The 17,981-nt window shown below is 70.9% G+C and carries 15 protein-coding genes; 6 read left to right on the plus strand and 9 right to left on the minus strand.

Annotated features, from left to right (window positions below; all coding sequences use genetic code 11):
- The first annotated feature begins 30 nt into the window (after nt 1-30).
- From SSP29_RS33520 to SSP29_RS33530, 3 genes are read left to right on the plus strand one after another with little or no spacing between them, the layout of a single operon-like run.
- Nucleotides 31-816 (plus strand): ABC transporter ATP-binding protein, encoded by a 786-nt coding sequence (locus SSP29_RS33520; protein ID WP_089104634.1) that lies wholly within the window; start codon nt 31-33, stop codon nt 814-816.
- The gene (locus SSP29_RS33525; RefSeq protein ID WP_089104635.1) at nt 803-1,681 is read left to right on the plus strand and encodes an ABC transporter permease; all 879 of its coding nucleotides are present in this window, start codon (nt 803-805) and stop codon (nt 1,679-1,681) included. Before SSP29_RS33520 ends, SSP29_RS33525 begins: the two co-directional genes overlap by 14 nt.
- Nucleotides 1,682-1,686: 5 nt before the next feature.
- Nucleotides 1,687-2,427: a sirohydrochlorin chelatase gene (locus SSP29_RS33530; RefSeq protein WP_089104636.1), complete on the plus strand. Its 741-nt coding sequence runs from the start codon at nt 1,687-1,689 to the stop codon at nt 2,425-2,427.
- A gap of 202 nt (nt 2,428-2,629) precedes the next feature.
- Here SSP29_RS33530 and SSP29_RS33535 read toward each other — a convergent pair whose 3' ends face one another.
- Together SSP29_RS33535 and SSP29_RS33540 are read right to left on the minus strand one after the other, a co-directional pair.
- A complete protein-coding gene (locus tag SSP29_RS33535; RefSeq protein WP_089104637.1) occupies nt 2,630-3,649 on the minus strand; it encodes a ketopantoate reductase family protein in 1,020 nt (339 codons plus the stop codon).
- Nucleotides 3,650-3,693: 44 nt separating this feature from the next.
- On the minus strand, nt 3,694-4,245 hold the full coding sequence (locus SSP29_RS33540; protein ID WP_089104638.1) for a DUF1697 domain-containing protein: 552 nt from the start codon (nt 4,243-4,245) through the stop codon (nt 3,694-3,696).
- Between the two features lie 395 nt (nt 4,246-4,640).
- Between SSP29_RS33540 and SSP29_RS33545 the strand changes: the two genes are divergently transcribed.
- Nucleotides 4,641-6,887, plus strand: coding sequence for an MMPL family transporter (locus SSP29_RS33545; RefSeq protein ID WP_089104639.1), 2,247 nt, complete (start codon nt 4,641-4,643; stop codon nt 6,885-6,887).
- 108 nt (nt 6,888-6,995) lie between these two features.
- On the opposite strand, the gene SSP29_RS33550 is transcribed toward SSP29_RS33545, so the two are convergent.
- From SSP29_RS33550 to SSP29_RS33560, 3 genes are read right to left on the minus strand one after another with little or no spacing between them, the layout of a single operon-like run.
- Nucleotides 6,996-8,273, minus strand: a complete 1,278-nt coding sequence (locus tag SSP29_RS33550) for an ABC transporter substrate-binding protein (RefSeq protein WP_089104640.1) — start codon at nt 8,271-8,273, stop codon at nt 6,996-6,998.
- The gene (locus SSP29_RS33555) at nt 8,273-9,106 is read right to left on the minus strand and encodes a carbohydrate ABC transporter permease (RefSeq protein ID WP_089104641.1); all 834 of its coding nucleotides are present in this window, start codon (nt 9,104-9,106) and stop codon (nt 8,273-8,275) included. The genes SSP29_RS33550 and SSP29_RS33555 overlap by 1 nt, the downstream gene beginning before the upstream one ends.
- The gene (locus SSP29_RS33560; RefSeq protein WP_089104642.1) at nt 9,103-10,014 is read right to left on the minus strand and encodes a carbohydrate ABC transporter permease; all 912 of its coding nucleotides are present in this window, start codon (nt 10,012-10,014) and stop codon (nt 9,103-9,105) included. The genes SSP29_RS33555 and SSP29_RS33560 overlap by 4 nt, the downstream gene beginning before the upstream one ends.
- Nucleotides 10,015-10,214: 200 nt before the next feature.
- Between SSP29_RS33560 and SSP29_RS33565 the strand changes: the two genes are divergently transcribed.
- The gene (locus SSP29_RS33565) at nt 10,215-11,078 is read left to right on the plus strand and encodes a phosphotransferase enzyme family protein (protein WP_089104643.1); all 864 of its coding nucleotides are present in this window, start codon (nt 10,215-10,217) and stop codon (nt 11,076-11,078) included.
- A gap of 138 nt (nt 11,079-11,216) precedes the next feature.
- Here the strand turns inward: SSP29_RS33565 and SSP29_RS33570 are convergent, their stop codons facing one another.
- The 4 genes from SSP29_RS33570 to SSP29_RS33585 form a co-directional block, all read right to left on the minus strand.
- On the minus strand, nt 11,217-11,936 hold the full coding sequence (locus SSP29_RS33570; RefSeq protein WP_089104644.1) for a 3'-5' exonuclease: 720 nt from the start codon (nt 11,934-11,936) through the stop codon (nt 11,217-11,219).
- Between the two features lie 113 nt (nt 11,937-12,049).
- Nucleotides 12,050-13,291 carry a DUF5919 domain-containing protein gene (locus SSP29_RS33575; RefSeq protein WP_089104645.1) on the minus strand — a complete coding sequence of 414 codons (1,242 nt, stop codon included), beginning with the start codon at nt 13,289-13,291 and terminating at the stop codon, nt 12,050-12,052.
- A gap of 102 nt (nt 13,292-13,393) precedes the next feature.
- Nucleotides 13,394-14,707 carry a copper amine oxidase gene (locus tag SSP29_RS33580; protein WP_089104646.1) on the minus strand — a complete coding sequence of 438 codons (1,314 nt, stop codon included), beginning with the start codon at nt 14,705-14,707 and terminating at the stop codon, nt 13,394-13,396.
- Nucleotides 14,708-14,771: 64 nt separating this feature from the next.
- Nucleotides 14,772-15,587 (minus strand): Tat pathway signal sequence domain protein, encoded by an 816-nt coding sequence (locus SSP29_RS33585; RefSeq protein WP_089104647.1) that lies wholly within the window; start codon nt 15,585-15,587, stop codon nt 14,772-14,774.
- A 196-nt stretch (nt 15,588-15,783) separates the two neighbouring features.
- On the opposite strand from SSP29_RS33585, the gene glgX reads away from it, so the two are divergent.
- Nucleotides 15,784-17,892 (plus strand): glycogen debranching protein GlgX, encoded by a 2,109-nt coding sequence (gene glgX / locus SSP29_RS33590; protein ID WP_089104648.1) that lies wholly within the window; start codon nt 15,784-15,786, stop codon nt 17,890-17,892.
- Nucleotides 17,893-17,981: the final 89 nt, after the last annotated feature.

Genomic DNA, 17,981 nt, shown 5'->3' on the forward strand with positions numbered 1-17,981 from the left:
GTCCCGACGAGTTCCCAGGAGGTGACGACCATGGCCACGACCACGACACTCGCCAAGGCCGACGAGTCGGTCGAGTACGCGGCACGCCTTGAGCATGTCTCGAAGTCCTTCGCGACTCCGGGCGGGCAGCAGCTCGTCCTGGACGACATCACCCTCGATGTCGCGCCGGGCGAGTTCGTCACCCTCCTGGGGGCCTCGGGCTGCGGCAAGTCCACGCTGCTGAACCTGGTGGCGGGGCTCGACCGCCCCACCGCGGGCTCCATCGCGACGGACGGGCGGCCCGCCCTGATGTTCCAGGAGCACGCCCTCTTCCCGTGGCTGACCGCGGGCAAGAACATCGAACTCGCCCTGAAGCTCAGGGGGGTGCCCAAGAACGACCGCCGGGACAAGGCCGAGCAACTGCTCGAACTGGTCCGGCTGAAGGGCGCGTACGGCAAGCGCGTCCACGAGCTGTCCGGCGGTATGCGCCAGCGGGCCGCCCTGGCCCGTTCGCTCGCCCAGGAGAGCAGGCTGCTGCTGATGGACGAGCCGTTCTCGGCCCTGGACGCCATCACCCGGGACGTGCTGCACGACGAGCTGACCCGGATCTGGGAGGAGACCGGCCTCTCCGTCCTGTTCGTCACGCACAACGTGCGCGAGGCGGTACGGCTCGCCCAGCGCGTGATCCTGCTGTCGTCCCGCCCCGGCCGGATAGCCCGCGAGTGGGAGGTCGGCATACCGCAGCCGCGCCGCATCGAGGACGCGCCCGTGGCCGAACTGTCCCTTGAGATAACCGACGTACTGCGTGGGGAGATCCGCCGTCATGGCCAGCACTGAGACGACGCCGGCCAAGGACGCCGGAAGTGTCGAGGCCGGCCTCGACGCCCTGGAGACGACGGCCACCAGCCGCCCGACCCTCCGCCAGACCTTCACCGGCAAGATCCTGCCCCCGATCATCGCGCTCGCCGTGGTCCTCGTGGTCTGGACGCTGCTCGTACCGGTCGTCGACGACCCGTCCAAGCTGCCCTCGCCGGCCGCGGTGGGCGACGCGTTCAAGGACGCCTGGCTCAAGGGCGACCTGCTCGGCTACATCTGGACCAGCGTCAGCCGCGGCCTGCTCGGCTTCCTCTTCGCTCTCGTCATCGGCACCCCGCTGGGGCTGCTGGTGGCGCGGGTGAAGTTCGTGCGCGCGGCGATCGGCCCGATCCTGTCCGGCCTCCAGTCGCTGCCGTCGGTGGCGTGGGTGCCGCCGGCCGTGATCTGGCTGGGCCTTAACAACTCGATGATGTACGCCGTGATCCTGCTCGGCGCGGTCCCCTCCATCGCCAACGGCCTGGTGTCCGGCGTCGACCAGGTGCCGCCGCTGTTCCTGCGGGCCGGACGCACCATGGGCGCGACCGGCGTCAAGGGCATCTGGCACGTCGTGCTGCCGGCCGCCATGCCCGGCTATGTGGCGGGTCTGAAGCAGGGCTGGGCGTTCTCCTGGCGCTCGCTGATGGCGGCGGAGATCATCGCGAGCTTCCCCGACCTCGGCGTGGGCCTCGGCCAGCTCCTGGAGAACGCGCGCACCGCCAGCGACATGGCGATGGTGTTCGAGGCCATCATCCTGATCCTGTTCGTCGGCATCGCGATCGACCTGCTGATCTTCAGTCCGCTGGAGCGGTGGGTGCTGCGCAGCCGCGGTCTGCTGGTGAAGAGCTGAGGTCCATGCGTACGAAGCCCGTTCTCCTCGTCATCGCCCACGGCAGCCGTGATCCGCGGCATGCGGCGACCGTCCACGCCCTGATGCGCCGGGTACGGTCGCTGCGGCCCGGGCTGCGCGTGGAGACCGGCTTCCTGGACTTCAACATCCCGTCCGTGCACGGGGTGCTGGAGTCGCTGGCGGCGGAGGGCGTACGGGACGTCGTGGCCCTCCCCCTGCTGCTCACCCGCGCCTTCCATGCGAAGGCGGACATCCCGGCCGTGCTGCGGGATGCGCCGCCGCAGCTGCGGATCCGCCAGGCCGAGGTGCTGGGCCCGTCCCCGCTGCTCCTGTCGGCCCTCGAACGGCGGCTGTACGAGGCGGGGTTGACCCCCGCCGACAAGGCCTCGACCGGGGTCGTGCTGGCCTCTGCGGGGTCCAGCGACCCGGAGGCGATCGCGGTGATCGCGGACCTCGCGCGGGAGTGGCGGCACACCGGCTGGTACGCCGTGCGGCCCGCGTTCGCCTCCGCGTCCCTGCCCCGCACCGAGGAAGCCGTACGGGAACTGCGGGAACTGGGCTGCGCCCGGGTGGCCGTGGCCCCGTACGTCCTCGCCCCCGGCTTCCTGCCCGACCGGATCGCGCGGGGCGCGGCGGAGGCGGACGTGCTGGCCGAGGTGCTCGGCCCGGCACCCGAGGTGGCGCGGGTGCTGCTGGAGCGGTACGACGCGGCGCGCACCCCGGCCCTGGCGGCCGTGGGGGCCTGAGCGACGGTTCGGTGTTCGCGGTTCGGTGTTCGCGGTCCGGCGCTCCCCTGTCCGTCGGACCGCGAACAGCCGGCCCGGGGCAGGCTCTCGCAAGCGCTGCGCCGTGACCGGCACTTCCTTCTGCGTCGCGTCCGGCAACCGTGTCACACCAGGGGCTTTACCGGTTCGGGTGCCCAACGGCTTGCGAGTGTCCGGCAGTTGATCAGTCGGCAGCGGTGCCGGCGGCCTCGTCGGCCAGGCGGGTCAGTTCGCCGACCGGCATCGCGCCGGGCGCCCGGCGCTCGCGCGCGAACGTGTTGGCCAGCTGCTGGAGCAGGTCGTTGAGCGGGGTCGGCACGCCGTGCAGGCGTCCCAGCAGGGCGATCTCGCCGTTGAGGTAGTCGGCCTCGATGGTGCCGGTGCCGCGGCTGAGGGACTGCCAGGAGGAGCCGCCGCCGCGCGGGGCGCCGTCCAGCGGGACCAGGTCCACCTTGCGGCCGCGCACCGCCTTCTGCTCCTCGGCGCTCGCGTACGCGATCCCGGCCGCGTCGAGCACGGTCTCGCCCTCGGCCCGCACCCGCCGGAACAGGTTCATGGCCGCGTCGTCGGCTATGGGCCCGGCGACGGCCTCCAGCGCGTTGCCCAGGTTGGACAGCAGTTTGGCGTACTGCCAGCGCGCCACGTCGGGCACGACCGGCGCCTCGAAGTGCGACTTCTCCAGGTCGGCGGCGACCAGCCGGGCGGTCGCGTCGGTGCCGTGGGGGTGACGGCCCAGGTGCAGCATGCCGGTGAGCGGGGCGCCGCCGGCGGAGACGACACCCGGTTCGACGAAGGTCGACGGCAGCCAGACGCAGACGCCGTACACGTGCCGGAAGACGCGCAGGGCGAGGCGCTGGCCCTCCACGCCGTTCTGGGCGCAGAACAGGGGCAGCCGCTCCGCCGCCGTACCGCCGCCCGAGACCGGTGCCGGCCCCCAGGTCCCCAGGGCGGTCACGGTGTCCTGTGTCTTGACGGCGAGGACGAGGACGTCGTCCGCCCGCAACTCGCCCAGTTCCCCGGGCCCGGTGACGGCCTGCAGCCGGTACGTGTACTCGCCGTCCGGCACCTTCAGCCGCAGCCCGCCGTCCCGCAGCGCCGCGTGGTGCGCGCCCCGTGCCACCAGGACGACCTCGTGTCCCGCGCCGGCCAGCCGCCCGCCGATCGCACCGCCGACGGCCCCTGCTCCGATGATGATGTAGCGCATGGGACGAGCCTCGCACAGGCGTTGGCCCCGCCCCTGGGGCAGGGTCATGCCTCCCCGGCTGTGAGCTCCACCAGCTTGACCACCGTGTTCCAGTTCCGGGTGGTGGCGGTCAGCCCCTTGTGGATCCGGGGCCGGGACAGCGCCTCGGCGAGCTTGGAGCGGCCGAGGCCGTCCGGGGCGTAGAGGTAGAGCGCGCGGTCGCCCAGCCGGAACTCCTCCGGGAGGTGGGCGGCGGGGTCGATATCCGCGTAGCGCTCCGGGGCGACCGGCCCGGAGAGGTAGGTGACGTGGAGCTGCTTGGCCGCCAGCTCGGCGGCCGGGAACGGGCAGGCCTCGACGACCGCCTTCAGGTAGGCGTGGTCGCGGACGAGCACGTCGGCGGAGAAGCCGAACCGCTCCTCGATCGCCTTGGCGAGCTCCGCCGCGAGGGACTCGGTGTCCCCGTGGGCGGCGGTGAAGGCGGCCTGCCCGCTCTGCAGATAGGTCTGGACGGAGTCGTACCCCAGGCCGGTCATCAGTGCGCGCAGTTCGGCCATCGGGAGCTTCTTGTTGCCGCCCACGTTGATCCCGCGCAGCAGCGCCGCATACGTCGTCATTCGAACACCTTAGAACGGCCGTCGTGCCCCGTGGGGGTGGGCACGACGGCCGTGCCGGGCAAGCCTGGCTGCCCGAAACTCTGGCCGATCGGACCGGCCCGGAGCAACTCCTACACGCACCTGTGACTTGTTCAACAAGGTTTCGCAATCACAAAGAGGATCCCCGTCGTCGGAAGGGACACCCCTGATCATCACCCCCGAGATGGGTGGATAGATGTAAGGGCCCGACATCCTCCTCGGCGACGAGAGACGGCCGCCGTACTTCACCGGGCAGTACGACGAGTCGTTCTTATCGGCCCCATACCTTCGAATCGAACGAAAGAAGTCGCGAAAGAAACCGTGGCGGCCGGGGCCGTCACCGCACACGAGGGGGCATTCCCGTCATGGATCCCGTCATGGGGAACGGATCGACACGGGTGCGGGGGCTGGCCGCCCGGGCCGGCGGCTGGAGCGCCCGGCATCGCTGGGCCGCCGTCGGCATATGGGTGCTGTTCGTCGTCCTGGCGATGGGGCTCGGCTCGGCGGCCGGCCGGGTCGACGTCAACGAGAGCGACCAGCTGAAGGGCGAGACCCACACCGCCGCGAAGATCATCGACGACGCGGGCATCAAGGAACCGGCGAGCGAGACGGTCCTGATCCAGGCCGAGGACCCGTCGGTCAAGGCCACGGACGCCGCATTCAAGGCCGCCGTCGCGGACGTCGTCAAGGCCGTCGACGGCACCGGCAGGGTCACGGGCGTCACCTCGCCCTACACCACCGGGACGATCTCGAAGGACGGCCGCAGCGCGCTGGTCCAGTTCGACATGCGCGGCGACTCCGAGACCGCCGGCGACCGGGTCGAGCCGGTGCTGGACGCGGTCGCCGGGGTGCAGAAGGCGCACGGCACGCTGCGGATCGAGGAGATCGGCAGCGCCAGCATGAAGAAGCAGTACGACGACGCCTTCGGCAAGGACTTCAAGCGGGCCGAGTACTCCGCCGTGCCGGTGGCCTTCGGCATCCTGCTGATCGCCTTCGGCGCGCTGGTGGCGGCCCTGCTCCCGGTCGGCCTCGCGATCACCGCGATCGTGGCGACGATGGGCCTGATGGGCCTGGTCAGCCATCTACAGCCGATGAGCGACACCGCCAACTCCGTCATGCTGCTGGTCGGCATGGCCGTCGGCGTCGACTACTGCCTCTTCTACCTGCGCCGGGAGCGCGAGGAGCGGGAAGCCGGCCGGGACCCGGGCGCCGCACTCCGCATCGCCGCCGCCACCAGCGGCCGGGCGATCATCGTCTCGGGTGTCACGGTGTGCGTGGCGATGGCGGGCATGCTCTTCACCGGTCTCGCCGAGTTCGAGGCGATGGGCCTGGCCTCCCTGATGGTCGTCGCGGTCGCCATGGTCGGCTCCGTGACCGTCCTGCCCGCCCTGCTCTCCCTGCTGGGCCACCGGGTCGAGAAGGGCCGCATCCCCTTCCTGCGCCGCCGCAAGCGGGCCCACGGGCCTTCCGAGAGCCGCTTCTGGACGGCGGTGCTGCGGGGCGTGCTCGCCAAGCCGCTGGTCTCCGTGCTCGTCGCGGTGGGTGCCCTGCTCGCGATCTCCGCTCCCGCGCTCGGCATGAAGACCTCGCAGCTCACCCTGGACCAGGAGTTCGGGAACTCGCTGCCGATCGTACAGACCTACGACCGCGTCAACCAGGCCTTCCCGGGCGGCTCCGAGCCGGCCGAGGTGGTCGTCAGGGCGAAGGACATCAACGCCCCCGAGGTCAGGCAGGCGCTGACCGACTTCAAGGAGCGGGCGATCAGCTCGGGCGCCTCGCGCGGCCCGATCGACATCAAGCTGCACGACGCGCAGAACGTCGCCCTGATCTCCGTGCCGCTGGTCGGCGGCTCCGACATGGACAAGGCCGGCAAGAGCCTGCAGAAGCTGCGCGACGAGGTACGGCCGGCCACCCTCGGCAAGGTCGACGGCGTGCAGGCGCCGGTGACCGGCAGCGTCGCGGGCAACCAGGACTTCAACGACCAGCTGCTCGGCTCGGTGGTCCCGGTCTTCGCCTTCGTCGTCGTCTTCGCCTTCCTCCTGATGCTGCTGTCGTTCCGCTCGCTGACGGTCGCGATCACCTCGATCCTGCTCAACCTGCTCTCGGTGGGCGCCGCCTACGGCATCCTCGTCGCCGTCTTCCAGCACGGCTGGGGCGCCTCGCTGGTGGGCGCCCAGGGCGTCGGCGCGATCGTCACCTGGCTGCCGCTGTTCCTCTTCGTGATCCTGTTCGGCCTGTCCATGGACTACCACGTGTTCGTGGTCTCCCGGATCCGCGAGGCCCGGCTGCGCGGCCGGTCCACCAAGGACGCGATCCAGCACGGCGTGGTCACCACGGCCGGGGTCGTCACCAGCGCCGCCGTCATCATGGTCGCCGTGTTCGCGATCTTCGGCACGCTGTCCATGCAGTCCATGAAGCAGATGGGCGTGGGCCTGGCGGCCGCGGTCCTGATCGACGCGACGGTCATCCGGGGCGTGCTGCTCCCGGCGGTGATGGCGCTGCTCGGCGAGCGCAACTGGTACCTGCCGAGCTGGCTGCGGTGGCTGCCGGACCTGACGCACGACGAGGCACCGGAGGCGGTGGCGCCGGTGGCGCGGGGCGAGGAGGAGCGGCTGCGCGTCTGAGCCGCGCGGTGCAACACCCTCTGACACAGGGTCCGTTGGTCTCCGGGGGAGCCAGCGGGCCCTGTTCTGCCGGTTCGGGTGCCCGGCGCCGGCCGCGAGCAGATGCGGTCAGCGCTGGTAGCGGGCCAGCACCAGGTTGCCGTCCTTCTCCAGCCGGTGGCGGAGTTCACCGAGGCCGATCGCGCCGCTGTAGTACTCCTGGAGGGCCGGGGTGGCCACCTTGTCCTTCCACTCGGGGTAGCCGCGGACCGTCTGGGCGGGCGCCGGGCTGAGGTACTCGGCGAGGGCGGTGCCGGTGGCCCACCCGTACCTGTCCGTGTGCAGGACGGGGTCCTTGAGAGCCTCGGTGCCGGTGGGCAGCATCCAGTCGCCGAGGGCGAGCCGGACCATGTTCTTCGGCCGGAGCAGGAAGTCGATGAACTCGGCCGCCTCCTTCTTGTGCGGGCTGTCCGCGGCGACGGACAGCGTCTGCGGGCTGACGCCCTGGGCGAGGCCGTCGGCGCCGGCCGGGGCGGGCAGCACCTCCCACTCGAAGCCCTTGGGCGCCTGCTGGACGATCTGCTGTCGGTAGGAGAAGCCGAGCGGGACCATCGCGTACCTGCCGCCGAAGAAGCCCGGCAGGGTGTCCGAGCCGCCGCTGCCCAGGGTGGAGCCGGGCGCGCTGTGGTCCACGTCGACCTGGTCGTGGACGGTGCGCGGCACGACCTGGTCGGCGGCCCCGAAGCGCACGGTCACCTTCCCGTCGGCGCCCCGGTGGAAGAGCCGGCCGCCCGCCGACAGCGACAGGTTGAGCGTGGCGGAGACGGGCTCCTTGAGCGGCCAGGCGACGCCGTACCTGCCGCCGCCGCTCAGCTGCCTGGTGATCTGCCGGAACTCCGCCCATGTCCAGGGGTGTTCGGGGGTGGGTATCCACACGCCGGCCTTCGCGAGCCAGGTCCTGTTGGCGATCAGGACGCGCGGCTCCTGGAGGAAGGGCACGCCGTAGATGCCGTTCCCGAAGGTCGCCGTCTGCCAACTGCGCTGCGGTATACCGGACTTGAGGCGGGCGGACAGCAGGCCGGTCAGGTCGGCGAGGTAGCCGCCGTAGGCGAAGTCCGCGAGGTCGTCGGAGGCGTCGTGGATGATGTCCGGGGCCTCACCGCCCTCGAAGGAGGTGAGCAGCTGGTCGTGGATGCTGTCCCAACTGCCCTGCACGTACTCGACCTTGACGTCCGGATGGGTGGCGTTCCACTCCTTCACCAGCTCCTTGTTGGCGGCGACCGACTCGTCCTGCCAGGCCAGGGACTGGAAACGGAGGGTGATCGGGCCGCCGGTGCGGGATGCGGAGGTGCAGCCCGCTAGCAGCAGGAGGAGTACGGCGACCGCCGTGCCGAGCCTGGTGCGCATCAGCTCTTCACCGCCCCGGTGAACATCCCGCCCGTGATCCGCCGCTGCACCAGCGCGAAGACGAGCAGCGAGGGCAGGGTGGCGAGGAAGGCGGCCGCCGCCAGCGGGCCCAGGTCGGCCACGCCCTCCGCGCCGATGAAATGGGTGAGGACGACCGGCAGGGTCTGTTTCTCCGGTGTCTTCAGCAGCACCAGCGCGAAGAAGAACTCGTTCCACGCGGTGACGAAGGCGAACAGCCCGGTCGCCACGATCCCGGGCGCCAGCAGCGGTGCCGTCACCGACACCAGTGTCCGCAGCCGCCCGGCCCCGTCGACCGCCGCCGCCTCCTCCAGCTCGATGGGCACCGCGCGGACGAAACCGACGAGCATCCAGAGCGCGAACGGCAACGCCCACACCACATAGACCATCACCAGCCCGGCCAGCGAGTCGATCAGCCGCAGGTTCTTCAGCACCAGGAACAGCGGGATCATCACCAGGACGAACGGGAACGCCTGGCTGACCACCACCCACCCGGTCACCGCCCGGGACAGCGCGGTGCGGCGCCGTGCCATGACGTACGCCATCGGGGTCGCGAGGAGGACAGCGATCAGCGCGGCGCCGAGCGCGGCGAGCAGGGAGTTGAGGCCGGCTCGGAGCAGGGGCTGTTCGTCGAAGGCCTGGCGAAAGTTGGCCAGGGTGGGGTGGCGGGGGATCCAGGTGGGGTGCAGACTGCCCAGCTCGGTCGGCGACTTGAAGGCCGTGGAGAGCAGCCACAGCAGCGGGAAGGCCAGGAAGACGAGATAGGCGAGCAGAGCCGCGTACTGGGCGACGCGGGCGCCGGTACGGGTCTTCACGCGTCCTCGCCTCCCCGCAGCCGGCCCGCCAGGAAGACCGCCAGCAGCACCGCGATCACCGCGACCATCGCACAGCCCATCGCCGCCGCGTACCCGAACTGGCCGTAGCGGAAGGCCTCTTCGTAGGCGAAGAGCATCGGCAGCCGGGTCTTGCCGCCGGGGCCGCCGTTGGTGAGGACGTAGACCAGGGCGAAGGAGTTGAAGTTCCAGATCAGGTTGAGGGCGGTGACGGCCAGGGCCACGGGTCTCAGGGCGGGCCAGGTGACCGTGCGGAAGCGGCGCCAGGCGCCCGCGCCGTCCACCGCCGCCGCCTCGTGCAGCTCGCGCGGGGTGTTCTGGAGTCCGGCCAGCAGGGCGACGGTGGTCTGCGGCATCCCGGCCCAGACGCCGACGACGATCACGGCGGGCAGGGCGGTGCCGAGGCCGCTCAGCCAGTCCCGGCCGTCGCCGAGGCCCAGGTCGTGCAGGGTCTCGTTGAGGACGCCCGCGTCCGGGTTGTACACCAGCCGCCAGATGATGCCGACGACGACCTCGGGCATCGCCCACGGGACGATCGCGAGGGCGCGGGCCAGCCGGCGCAGCCGTAACTCCTGGTTGAGGAGAAGGGCGAGGCCGAGCGCGAGCAGGAACTGGGGCACGGTCACCCCTACGGCCCAGACCAGACCGATCCGGAACGACTCCCAGAAGAGGGTGTCGTGCAGCAGGTCCCGGAAGTTGAGACCCCCGGTCCACCGGGTCGCCGCGGTCCGGCCGGACTGGGCGTCGGTGAACGCCAGCAGGATGCCGTAGAGCAGCGGGCCGACGCTCAGCACGAGGATCGGGATCAGGGCGGGCAGCACCAGGAACCAGGCGCCCCGGTCGGTGACACGTGCGGCGACCGGCCGCCTCGTACTCGCCACGTCGGTCACCAATGCCACGGCATCCCCCTTTGCGCGGCCCGGTCGGGCCTGGACATGGTCGTGAAGGCCGGTGACCTCGTCAAGGGACGGCGCCCCCGGTCCGGCCTCCGTGGATGCGAAACTGGCCGCCTGACGACGAAAGGACGACGCCGTGTGCACCCGCACAGCCACGGGCACCCGGGCGTCGGGAACGGACACGGAGGCGGACGATGGACGAGGCAAGGGCGCGGGACGTACTGGCCGCGGCGGATGTGCTGCCCGGTACGGCGGCCGACGCCTCACTCCTGGCCCTGGGCGAGAACGCGGTGTTCGCCGCCGGGGACCTGGTGGTCAAGGTGGGCCGCGACGCCGAGCTCCTGGACCGGGCCCGGCGGGAGCTGGAGATCGCCGGGTGGCTGGCGGAGGCGGGCGTACCGGCCGTACGGGCCGCCGAGCCGAAGGCACTGCTCGTCGAGGGTCACCCGGTGACCGTGTGGCACCGGCTGGCGGATCCGGTGCGGCCGGCCGAGCCGCGCGATCTGGCCGAACTGCTGCGGATCGTGCACGCACTGCCCGCTCCCCCCTTCGCCCTGCCGCCCCGCGAGTTGCTGGGCGGAGTGGAGCGCTGGCTGCGGCTGGCCGGCGACGCGATCGACCCCGCCGACGCGGCGTATCTGCGCGAGCGCCGGGACGGCTTCGCGGCAGCCGCGGCCGCGCTGACGCCGCATCTGACGCCGGGGCCGATCCACGGGGACGCGCTGCCCCGCAATGTGCACGTCGGCCCGGACGGCCCGGTCCTGGTCGACCTGGAGACCTTCTCCTCCGACCTGCGCGAGCACGACCTGGTGGTGATGGCACTGTCCCGGGACCGGTACGGGATGCCGGCCGAGGCGTACGACTCGTTCGTCACGGCCTATGGGTGGGATGTGCGCGAGTGGGAGGGGTGCGGCGTGCTGCGCGGCGCCCGCGAGACGGCCAGCTGCGCGTGGGTCGCCCAGCACGCACCGACCAACCCGAAGGCACGCGCGGAGTTCGAACGCCGGGTGGCGTCGCTACGCGAGGGCGACGAGTCGGTGCGCTGGTATCCCTTCTGACGGCGGAAACGCGCCCCGTAAGGGGCGCGGGACTGTGTCAATTTGCGGCTCCGCCGCGTGGGCGCGACCAGCCCCAACGGCGCCGCAGACGAACGACGAACAACGACGCATCCCGGCACTACCAGCTGAGCGGAACGCTCAAACGGCGTCGACCAGCTCCCGCAACGGCCACGCCCCGTCCACCACCGCGTCGGCCTCCCCCTTGCGCCGCAAGAACTGCTGGAAGTCCGCCGCCCACTCCGCGTACCACTCCACCTGCCGCCGGTGCAGCTCCGCCGGACCCAGCGCCGCGATCTTCGGGTGCCGGTCGGCTATCGCGCGGGCCAGGCGCGCCGCCGCGAGGGCGTCGGCCGAGGCGTTGTGGGCGGCGGCGAGGGTGATGCCGTACTCGGCGCAGACCGCTTCCAGGTTCCGCTTGCCGCGGCGGTAGCGGTCGACCCGGCGGTCGATGGTGTACGGGTCGATGACCGGCGCGGGGTCCAGGCCGCCGAGGCGGTCGGAGAGGGACGGGAGCCCGTGGCGGCGCAGTTCCGCCGAGAGCAGGGTGAGGTCGAAGGTCGCGTTGTAGGCGACGACCGGGACGCCGGTCTTCCAGTAGCCCGTGAGGACGTCCGCGAGGGCGTCGGCGACCTGGTCGGCCGGCCTGCCCTCCGCCGCCGCCCGCTCGTTGCTGATGCCGTGCACGGCGACCGCGTCGGCCGGGATCTCCACGCCCGGATCCGCCAGCCACTCGCGGCGGCCCAGCTCCTGCCCGGCCCTGACCTCGATCACGGCCCCCGTGACGATCCGTGCCTCGCGCGGATCCGTACCCGTCGTCTCCAGGTCGAAGCCGATCAGGAGCTCCTGGTGCCAGCCCATGGGCGGCCCCCCTTCTTGGTGGTGCTTTCCCCCAGTGGTCTCCACCCTCGCATGCGCCACTGACAATCAGATGACCGCGTTCCGCTTACCGGCGCCTCACCGGCGCACACGCGTCAGGACACCGGGCGCGAATCCACCCAAGCCGTCTCGAACTCCTCGCGGTACGTCGGGAAGAGCCCTGTTTCCATGGCGTCGTCCGACTTGACCACCTTGCCGCCGTTGCGGAGCACCAGCACCGGCGACTCCATCCCGCGCGCCCCGCGCAGATAGGACTGGACGACCGCGACGCCGTCCGCGCCGTCGCCGTCCACCAGGTAGGCGGAGAAGCGGGGGGTGTCGTCGTACACCTGGATCTCGAAGGCGCCCGGGTCGCGCAGCCGGGAGCGGACCCGGCGCATGTGCAGGATGTTCATCTCGACCGAGCGGCCCAGCTCGCCCCTTTTCATCCCGAGTTCGCGTTCGCGGCGCTTGACCGCGCTGGAGGCGGGGTTGAGGAAGAGGAGCCGGACCCGGCAGCCGGACTCGGCGAGCCGGATCAGACGGCGGCCGGAGAAGTTCTGCACGAGCAGGTTGAGGCCGATGCCGATGGCGTCCAGGCGGCGGGCACCGCCGAAGAGGTCCTCGGCCGGGAACTGGCGCATGAGGCGGACCCGGTCGGGGTGGACGGCCACGACGTCCGCGTAGCGGTCGCCGACGAGGTCCTCCACCGCGTCCACCGGCAGCCGGCGCGCCGAGGGCACGTCGCCGCCCGCGCCGAGCATCTCCAGGAGCCGGGCGGAGGCGCGCTCGGCCTGGTCCAGGACGGCCCCGGACAGCGCCCGGTTGCGGGAGACGATGTTGCGGGTCACCTCCAGCTCGTCCAGGGCGAGCTCGACGTCCCGGCGCTCGTCGAAGTACGGCTCGAAGCAGGGCCAGTGCTGCACCATCAGCTCGCGCAGCTGCGGCAGGGTGAGGAAGCTGAGCACGTTGTCGTCGGCGGGGTCGAGCAGGTACCCCTTGCGGCGGCTGACCTCGCGGACCGCGGCCGCGCGCTGGACCCACTCCTGGCCGGCCGGACCGGCCGCGGCGATCACCCACTCGTCGCCGTGGACGGGTTCGTAGATGGGCCGCAGCACGGCGGCCACGACCGTGCGCATCCGCTGTTCGACGAGGTTCAGCCAGATGTAGGCCCGGCCGGCCCGCTGGGCGCGCGTACGCACCTCCAGCCAGGCGTCGGCGTCCCACTCCAGCTCCGGCCCGATGGAGCCCGTGGCGTCCATCGGGCGGGCCAGGGACACCGCGCCGGGCGGGACGTCTGTGGAGTTCCCCTCGTGACCCTCGTCACCAGGGGGCAGCTCCAGGCCTCCCGAGCCCACCCGTGCACCGCCTTCCGCTCCCCCGAGCTCTCCCTGTGCCAACGATCAAGGAAGGGTACTCCGGGAGCGGTCGGCGGTGCAGCCGGATGCACAGGTCGTTTCTCAACTACCGTTTCCGGGCTGTCCGTTCTGATCAGCAAGGGCGGCCGGAGTGAGCGGATTCATAGCGGTGACGTCACGCGGGGCGATGGAGAAGCCCTGCCAGTGGACCGGCATCGGCTGCTGGTCCTCGTCGCGCGCGATGTGGTGGAAACCGACGTTCACCCAGACCACGGGGTTGGTGAGGGTCTGCCCGTTGACGAACTTGTCGACGGTCTTGGGGTGACCGCTCGCGCAGCCCGGGTTGTTGCTGGCGAACAGCTCGCACTTGTCGTACTGGGTGAAGTAGACGTCGTGCGAAGTGAACGCGTGGCCCGGGTACTTGCTGCTGGCGCCCCGGACGATCTCGTACGAACGCGCGTGCCCGTCCTTGTTCTTGCCGGCCGTGCTGACCACCCGCCACCAGCGCATGTTCTCGGCGTCACCGGCGAGTTCCTTGGTGACATTGGTACGGGTGGTCTTGTTGGTGGGCGCCTCCTGGCCGTGGGCCGGTGCGCTGACCTTCGAGTCGTACTGCTCGATACGGCTCTTGGAGGAGCCGTCGAGGTCGAAGTCCAGCTTCCAGAACACGTTGTGGGCGTGGCTGGTGGCGTAGGCGTGGGCGCCCTTGCCGATCGGCCAGCCGCGGCCGTCCCCGGCGTCGTAGTCGCCCGGGGAGAGGCTGCCGGTGGCGCCGACGTTCATGTTGATCGTGCCGTCGTCCTGGAACCGCCACTCGGTCATGTACTCGTACCAGCCGACCTTGTTGACGGTGTAGATCAACAGGTCCTTGCCCTGCTGTTGGTACACCCGGTTGCCGGTGTCGGCCTGCATCCGGTAGGCGTGGCCGCGCGAACGGGTGGTGGTGCACAGGCCGTTGACGTTGGGGTGGGCCGGATCCCAGGCCTCGGGGACCTTGACGGTCTTGATGGTGCCGCCGGGGCACTCGGCCGAGTCGAGCGGCACCAGGCCCTGGGCGAAGCCGAAGCCGGTCAGGTCGTCGTACTCGACGCTGCCGTCGTCGTAGGGGACGTCGATCTGGGCGAGGCGGGCGCTGGAGAGCACCTTGATGGGGGCCGGCTCGCCCTTGGGCTGGTAGGAGATGTGCTCCAGGACCAGTCCGGCCTTGCTGTCGTAGCGCCAGCACATCCGCCAGGTGGTGCCGGTGGAGAGCTTCTGCTCGATGCGGTACGCGGCGGAGCAGTCGGCGGCGGCCGCGGCGGCCTTCGGCTGGGCGACGGCGGGTCCGGCCGCGCTGGTCACGCCGGCGGCCAGCGCGGCCGCGGACAGGCCGACGGCGGCCGTCCTGCGGGCACGGCGGATTCTGTTCGGGTGCATGACGAAGTGACTCCTGGTACGGGAGATGCAGGGTGAAAGTGGAAAGGTGAACGGAAGGGCCGGCTCAGCGGCCGAGCTTCACGACCTTGCGCGCGCTGAGGTCGACGATGAGCGACCTGGCGTCGATCCACGGCCCGTTCTTGACCTTCGGGAAGAGCCGCACGCAGCGGTGTTCGCCGCACTTGTCGAGCGCGGCCGGCTGGGCGCCCGGAGTGGCACGGTAGACCGCGCTGTTGAGCAGCAGCTGCTGTTCCGGGTCGGTCAGCTCGGTGCCGGTGGCGTCCTTGAAGTCCGCCTTCAGGCCGGCGCCGAGCGGATCGGCGATCAGCACCTTGAGGGCCTCGACGTTCTCGTCGTGGCTGAGCGGCGGCTGCACGCCCGTGCGGCTGGTGGTCTGCTCGACCTTGCCGGTGTCCAGGTTGACGGTCCGGGTGACGAGGGTGTCGTCCCGGTAGTCGTAGAACGTCACGTCCGCACGGCGCGGCGCGTTCGTGGCGTCCAGTTCGTTCGCGTCCGGCTCGGCGAGATCGACGCTGAGTCGCTCCGGGCCGCGCCGGCCCTCGACGTTCTCCCCGGCGCTGAACATCTGCTTGGTCAGAGCGAGTTGTTCGACGCGCTTGGTCTCGTCGTCGGTCAGCGGGTCGCTGCCCGTGCCCTTCTTCCCCTCGGCCGGCGCCTGTTCCACCACGCCCGGCTTGACGGCGCCCTGGCCCTGCCCCGCCTGCTGCGCGGCCGCCGCCGCGCTCCCGTCACTGCCTCCCGACTCGTTCGCCCCTGCCGTACCCGGCAGGGTGATCCCGACCATCACGGCGGTCCCCGCTACCGCCAGCCCCGCACCGGCCACCACTTTGCCCAGATGGCGATGCACTATCTTGCGCACATCTTCCCCTTACTCCCCCTTGGTCACAGGGAGTACGTGTATGCCCCACTGGTTCGGCACACTTCGCCACATGGGCCACTGTGTGCACTGGTCGCCGGGTAAGAGGGGTGCAAGTCAGATGGGGTTCCATTACTTTCGGGCAGACTCATGACCAAGGCGCCCTCGGGCGCAGGACACACCTGGAAGAGTCGACTTCATGCAGGTCTGGCCTGGAGAGGCATATCCGCTCGGCGCCACGTACGACGGCGCCGGGACCAACTTCGCGGTGTTCACGGAGGCCGCGGACCGAGTCGAGCTGTGTCTGCTGCACGACGACGGCTCCGAGACGGCGGTGGAACTGCGGGAGAGCGACGCCTTCGTCCGGCACGCGTACCTGCCGGGCGTGATGCCCGGGCAGCGCTACGGCTTCCGGGTGCACGGCCCGTACGACCCCGGGCGCGGGCAGCGCTGCAACTCGGCGAAGCTGCTGCTCGACCCGTACGCGAAGGCGATCGGCGGATCGGTGCGCTGGGGCGAGGAGGTGTACGGCTACCACTTCGGCGACCCCGACAAGCGCAACGACCTGGACTCGGCGCCGCACACCATGACGTCGGTGGTGATCAACCCGTACTTCGACTGGGGCGACGACCGGCGGCCGCGCACCGAGTACCACCACACGGTGATCTACGAGGCCCATGTGAAGGGCCTGACCATGCGCCACCCGGGCCTGCCGGAGGAGCTGCGCGGCACCTACGCGGGCCTGGCCCACCCGGCCGTCATCGACCACCTGACGGCGCTGGGCGTCACGGCCCTGGAGCTGATGCCGGTCCACCAGTTCGTGAACGACCACCGGCTGGTCGACATGGACCTGAACAACTACTGGGGCTACAACACCATCGGCTTCTTCGCCCCGCACAACGCGTACGCCTCCTGGGGCGACCGCGGCCAGCAGGTCCTGGAGTTCAAGTCGGCGGTCCGGGCGCTGCACGAGGCCGGGATCGAGGTGATCCTCGACGTGGTCTACAACCACACCGCCGAGGGCAACCACCTGGGCCCGACGCTGTCCTTCCGCGGCCTGGACAACCAGTCGTACTACCGCCTGACGGACGACCCGCGCTACTACATGGACACCACCGGCACCGGCAACTCGCTGCTGATGCGGTCCCCGCACGTCCTCCAGATGATCATGGACTCGCTGCGCTACTGGGTCACCGAGATGCATGTCGACGGCTTCCGCTTCGACCTCGCGGCGACCCTGGCGAGGCAGTTCCACGAGGTGGACCGCCTTTCGTCGTTCTTCGACCTGGTGCAGCAGGACCCGGTCGTCTCCCAGGTGAAGCTGATCGCCGAGCCGTGGGACGTGGGCGAGGGCGGCTACCAGGTGGGCAACTTCCCGCCGCTGTGGACCGAGTGGAACGGCAAGTACCGGGACACCGTGCGCGACCTGTGGCGCGGCGAACCGCGCGCACTGGCGGAGTTCGCGTCCCGGCTGACCGGTTCCTCCGACCTGTACCAGGACGACGGCCGCCGCCCGCTGGCCTCCATCAACTTCGTCACCTGCCACGACGGCTTCACGCTGCACGACCTCGTCTCGTACAACGACAAGCACAACCAGGCCAACGGCGAGGACAACCGCGACGGCGAGAGCTACAACCGGTCCTGGAACTGCGGGGTCGAGGGCCACACCGACGACCCCGCCGTCCTCGAACTGCGCGAACGCCAGATGCGGAACTTCATCGCCACCCTGATGCTGTCCCAGGGCGTGCCCATGATCGGCCACGGCGACGAGTTCGCGCGCACCCAGCAGGGCAACAACAACGCGTACTGCCAGGACAACGAGGTGTCCTGGGTGGACTGGCCGGCTCCCGACGACGACAGCGAGCTGCTGGCCTTCACGCGCGCGATGGCGCGGCTGCGCAAGGAGCACCCGGTCTTCCGGCGCCGCCGCTTCTTCCACGGCCGCCCGGTGGAGGGCACCCACGACGAGCTCTCCGACATCGCCTGGTTCACCCCGGAGGGCCACGAGATGGTCCAGCGGGACTGGGACTCGGCCCAGGCGTCGGCCCTCACGGTCTTCCTCAACGGCAACGCGATCTCGGAACCGGGCACCCGGGGCCAGCGGATCGCGGACGACTCGTTCCTGCTGATGTTCAACGCCTCACCGGACCCCCTGGAGTTCCTGGTACCGGTGAACCACGGCCGCCAGTGGGAGGTGGTGGTCGACACGGCACAGGCGGAGCCGGTGTCGGCCGGACCGAAGATGGACGGCGGCGAACGTCTGACGTTGACGAGCCGAAGCCTGACCGTTCTAAAGAGGCCCGCCTAAACGCGCCCCTTCAGGGGCGCGGGGCTGTATTCGATGTGCGGCTACCGCCGCGTGAGCGCGATCAACCCCCACCGGGCCCGCACTGTGAC

It is taken from the genome of Streptomyces hyaluromycini, assembly GCF_002217755.1.
GTDB lineage: Bacteria > Actinomycetota > Actinomycetes > Streptomycetales > Streptomycetaceae > Streptomyces > Streptomyces hyaluromycini.

Excerpts from the sequence above, each read along its gene's own strand:
- SSP29_RS33565 (WP_089104643.1), top strand. The coding sequence starts at position 10,215 with ATGGACGAGGCAAGGGCGCGGGACGTACTGGCCGCGGCGGATGTGCTG.
- SSP29_RS33535 (WP_089104637.1), bottom strand. The coding sequence starts at position 3,649 with ATGCGCTACATCATCATCGGAGCAGGGGCCGTCGGCGGTGCGATCGGC.
- SSP29_RS33550 (WP_089104640.1), bottom strand. The coding sequence starts at position 8,273 with ATGCGCACCAGGCTCGGCACGGCGGTCGCCGTACTCCTCCTGCTGCTA.
- SSP29_RS33520 (WP_089104634.1), top strand. The coding sequence starts at position 31 with ATGGCCACGACCACGACACTCGCCAAGGCCGACGAGTCGGTCGAGTAC.
- SSP29_RS33545 (WP_089104639.1), top strand. The coding sequence starts at position 4,641 with ATGGGGAACGGATCGACACGGGTGCGGGGGCTGGCCGCCCGGGCCGGC.
- SSP29_RS33540 (WP_089104638.1), bottom strand. The coding sequence starts at position 4,245 with ATGACGACGTATGCGGCGCTGCTGCGCGGGATCAACGTGGGCGGCAAC.
- SSP29_RS33570 (WP_089104644.1), bottom strand. The coding sequence starts at position 11,936 with ATGGGCTGGCACCAGGAGCTCCTGATCGGCTTCGACCTGGAGACGACG.
- glgX (WP_089104648.1), top strand. The coding sequence starts at position 15,784 with ATGCAGGTCTGGCCTGGAGAGGCATATCCGCTCGGCGCCACGTACGAC.
- SSP29_RS33525 (WP_089104635.1), top strand. The coding sequence starts at position 803 with ATGGCCAGCACTGAGACGACGCCGGCCAAGGACGCCGGAAGTGTCGAG.
- SSP29_RS33580 (WP_089104646.1), bottom strand. The coding sequence starts at position 14,707 with ATGCACCCGAACAGAATCCGCCGTGCCCGCAGGACGGCCGCCGTCGGC.
- SSP29_RS33530 (WP_089104636.1), top strand. The coding sequence starts at position 1,687 with ATGCGTACGAAGCCCGTTCTCCTCGTCATCGCCCACGGCAGCCGTGAT.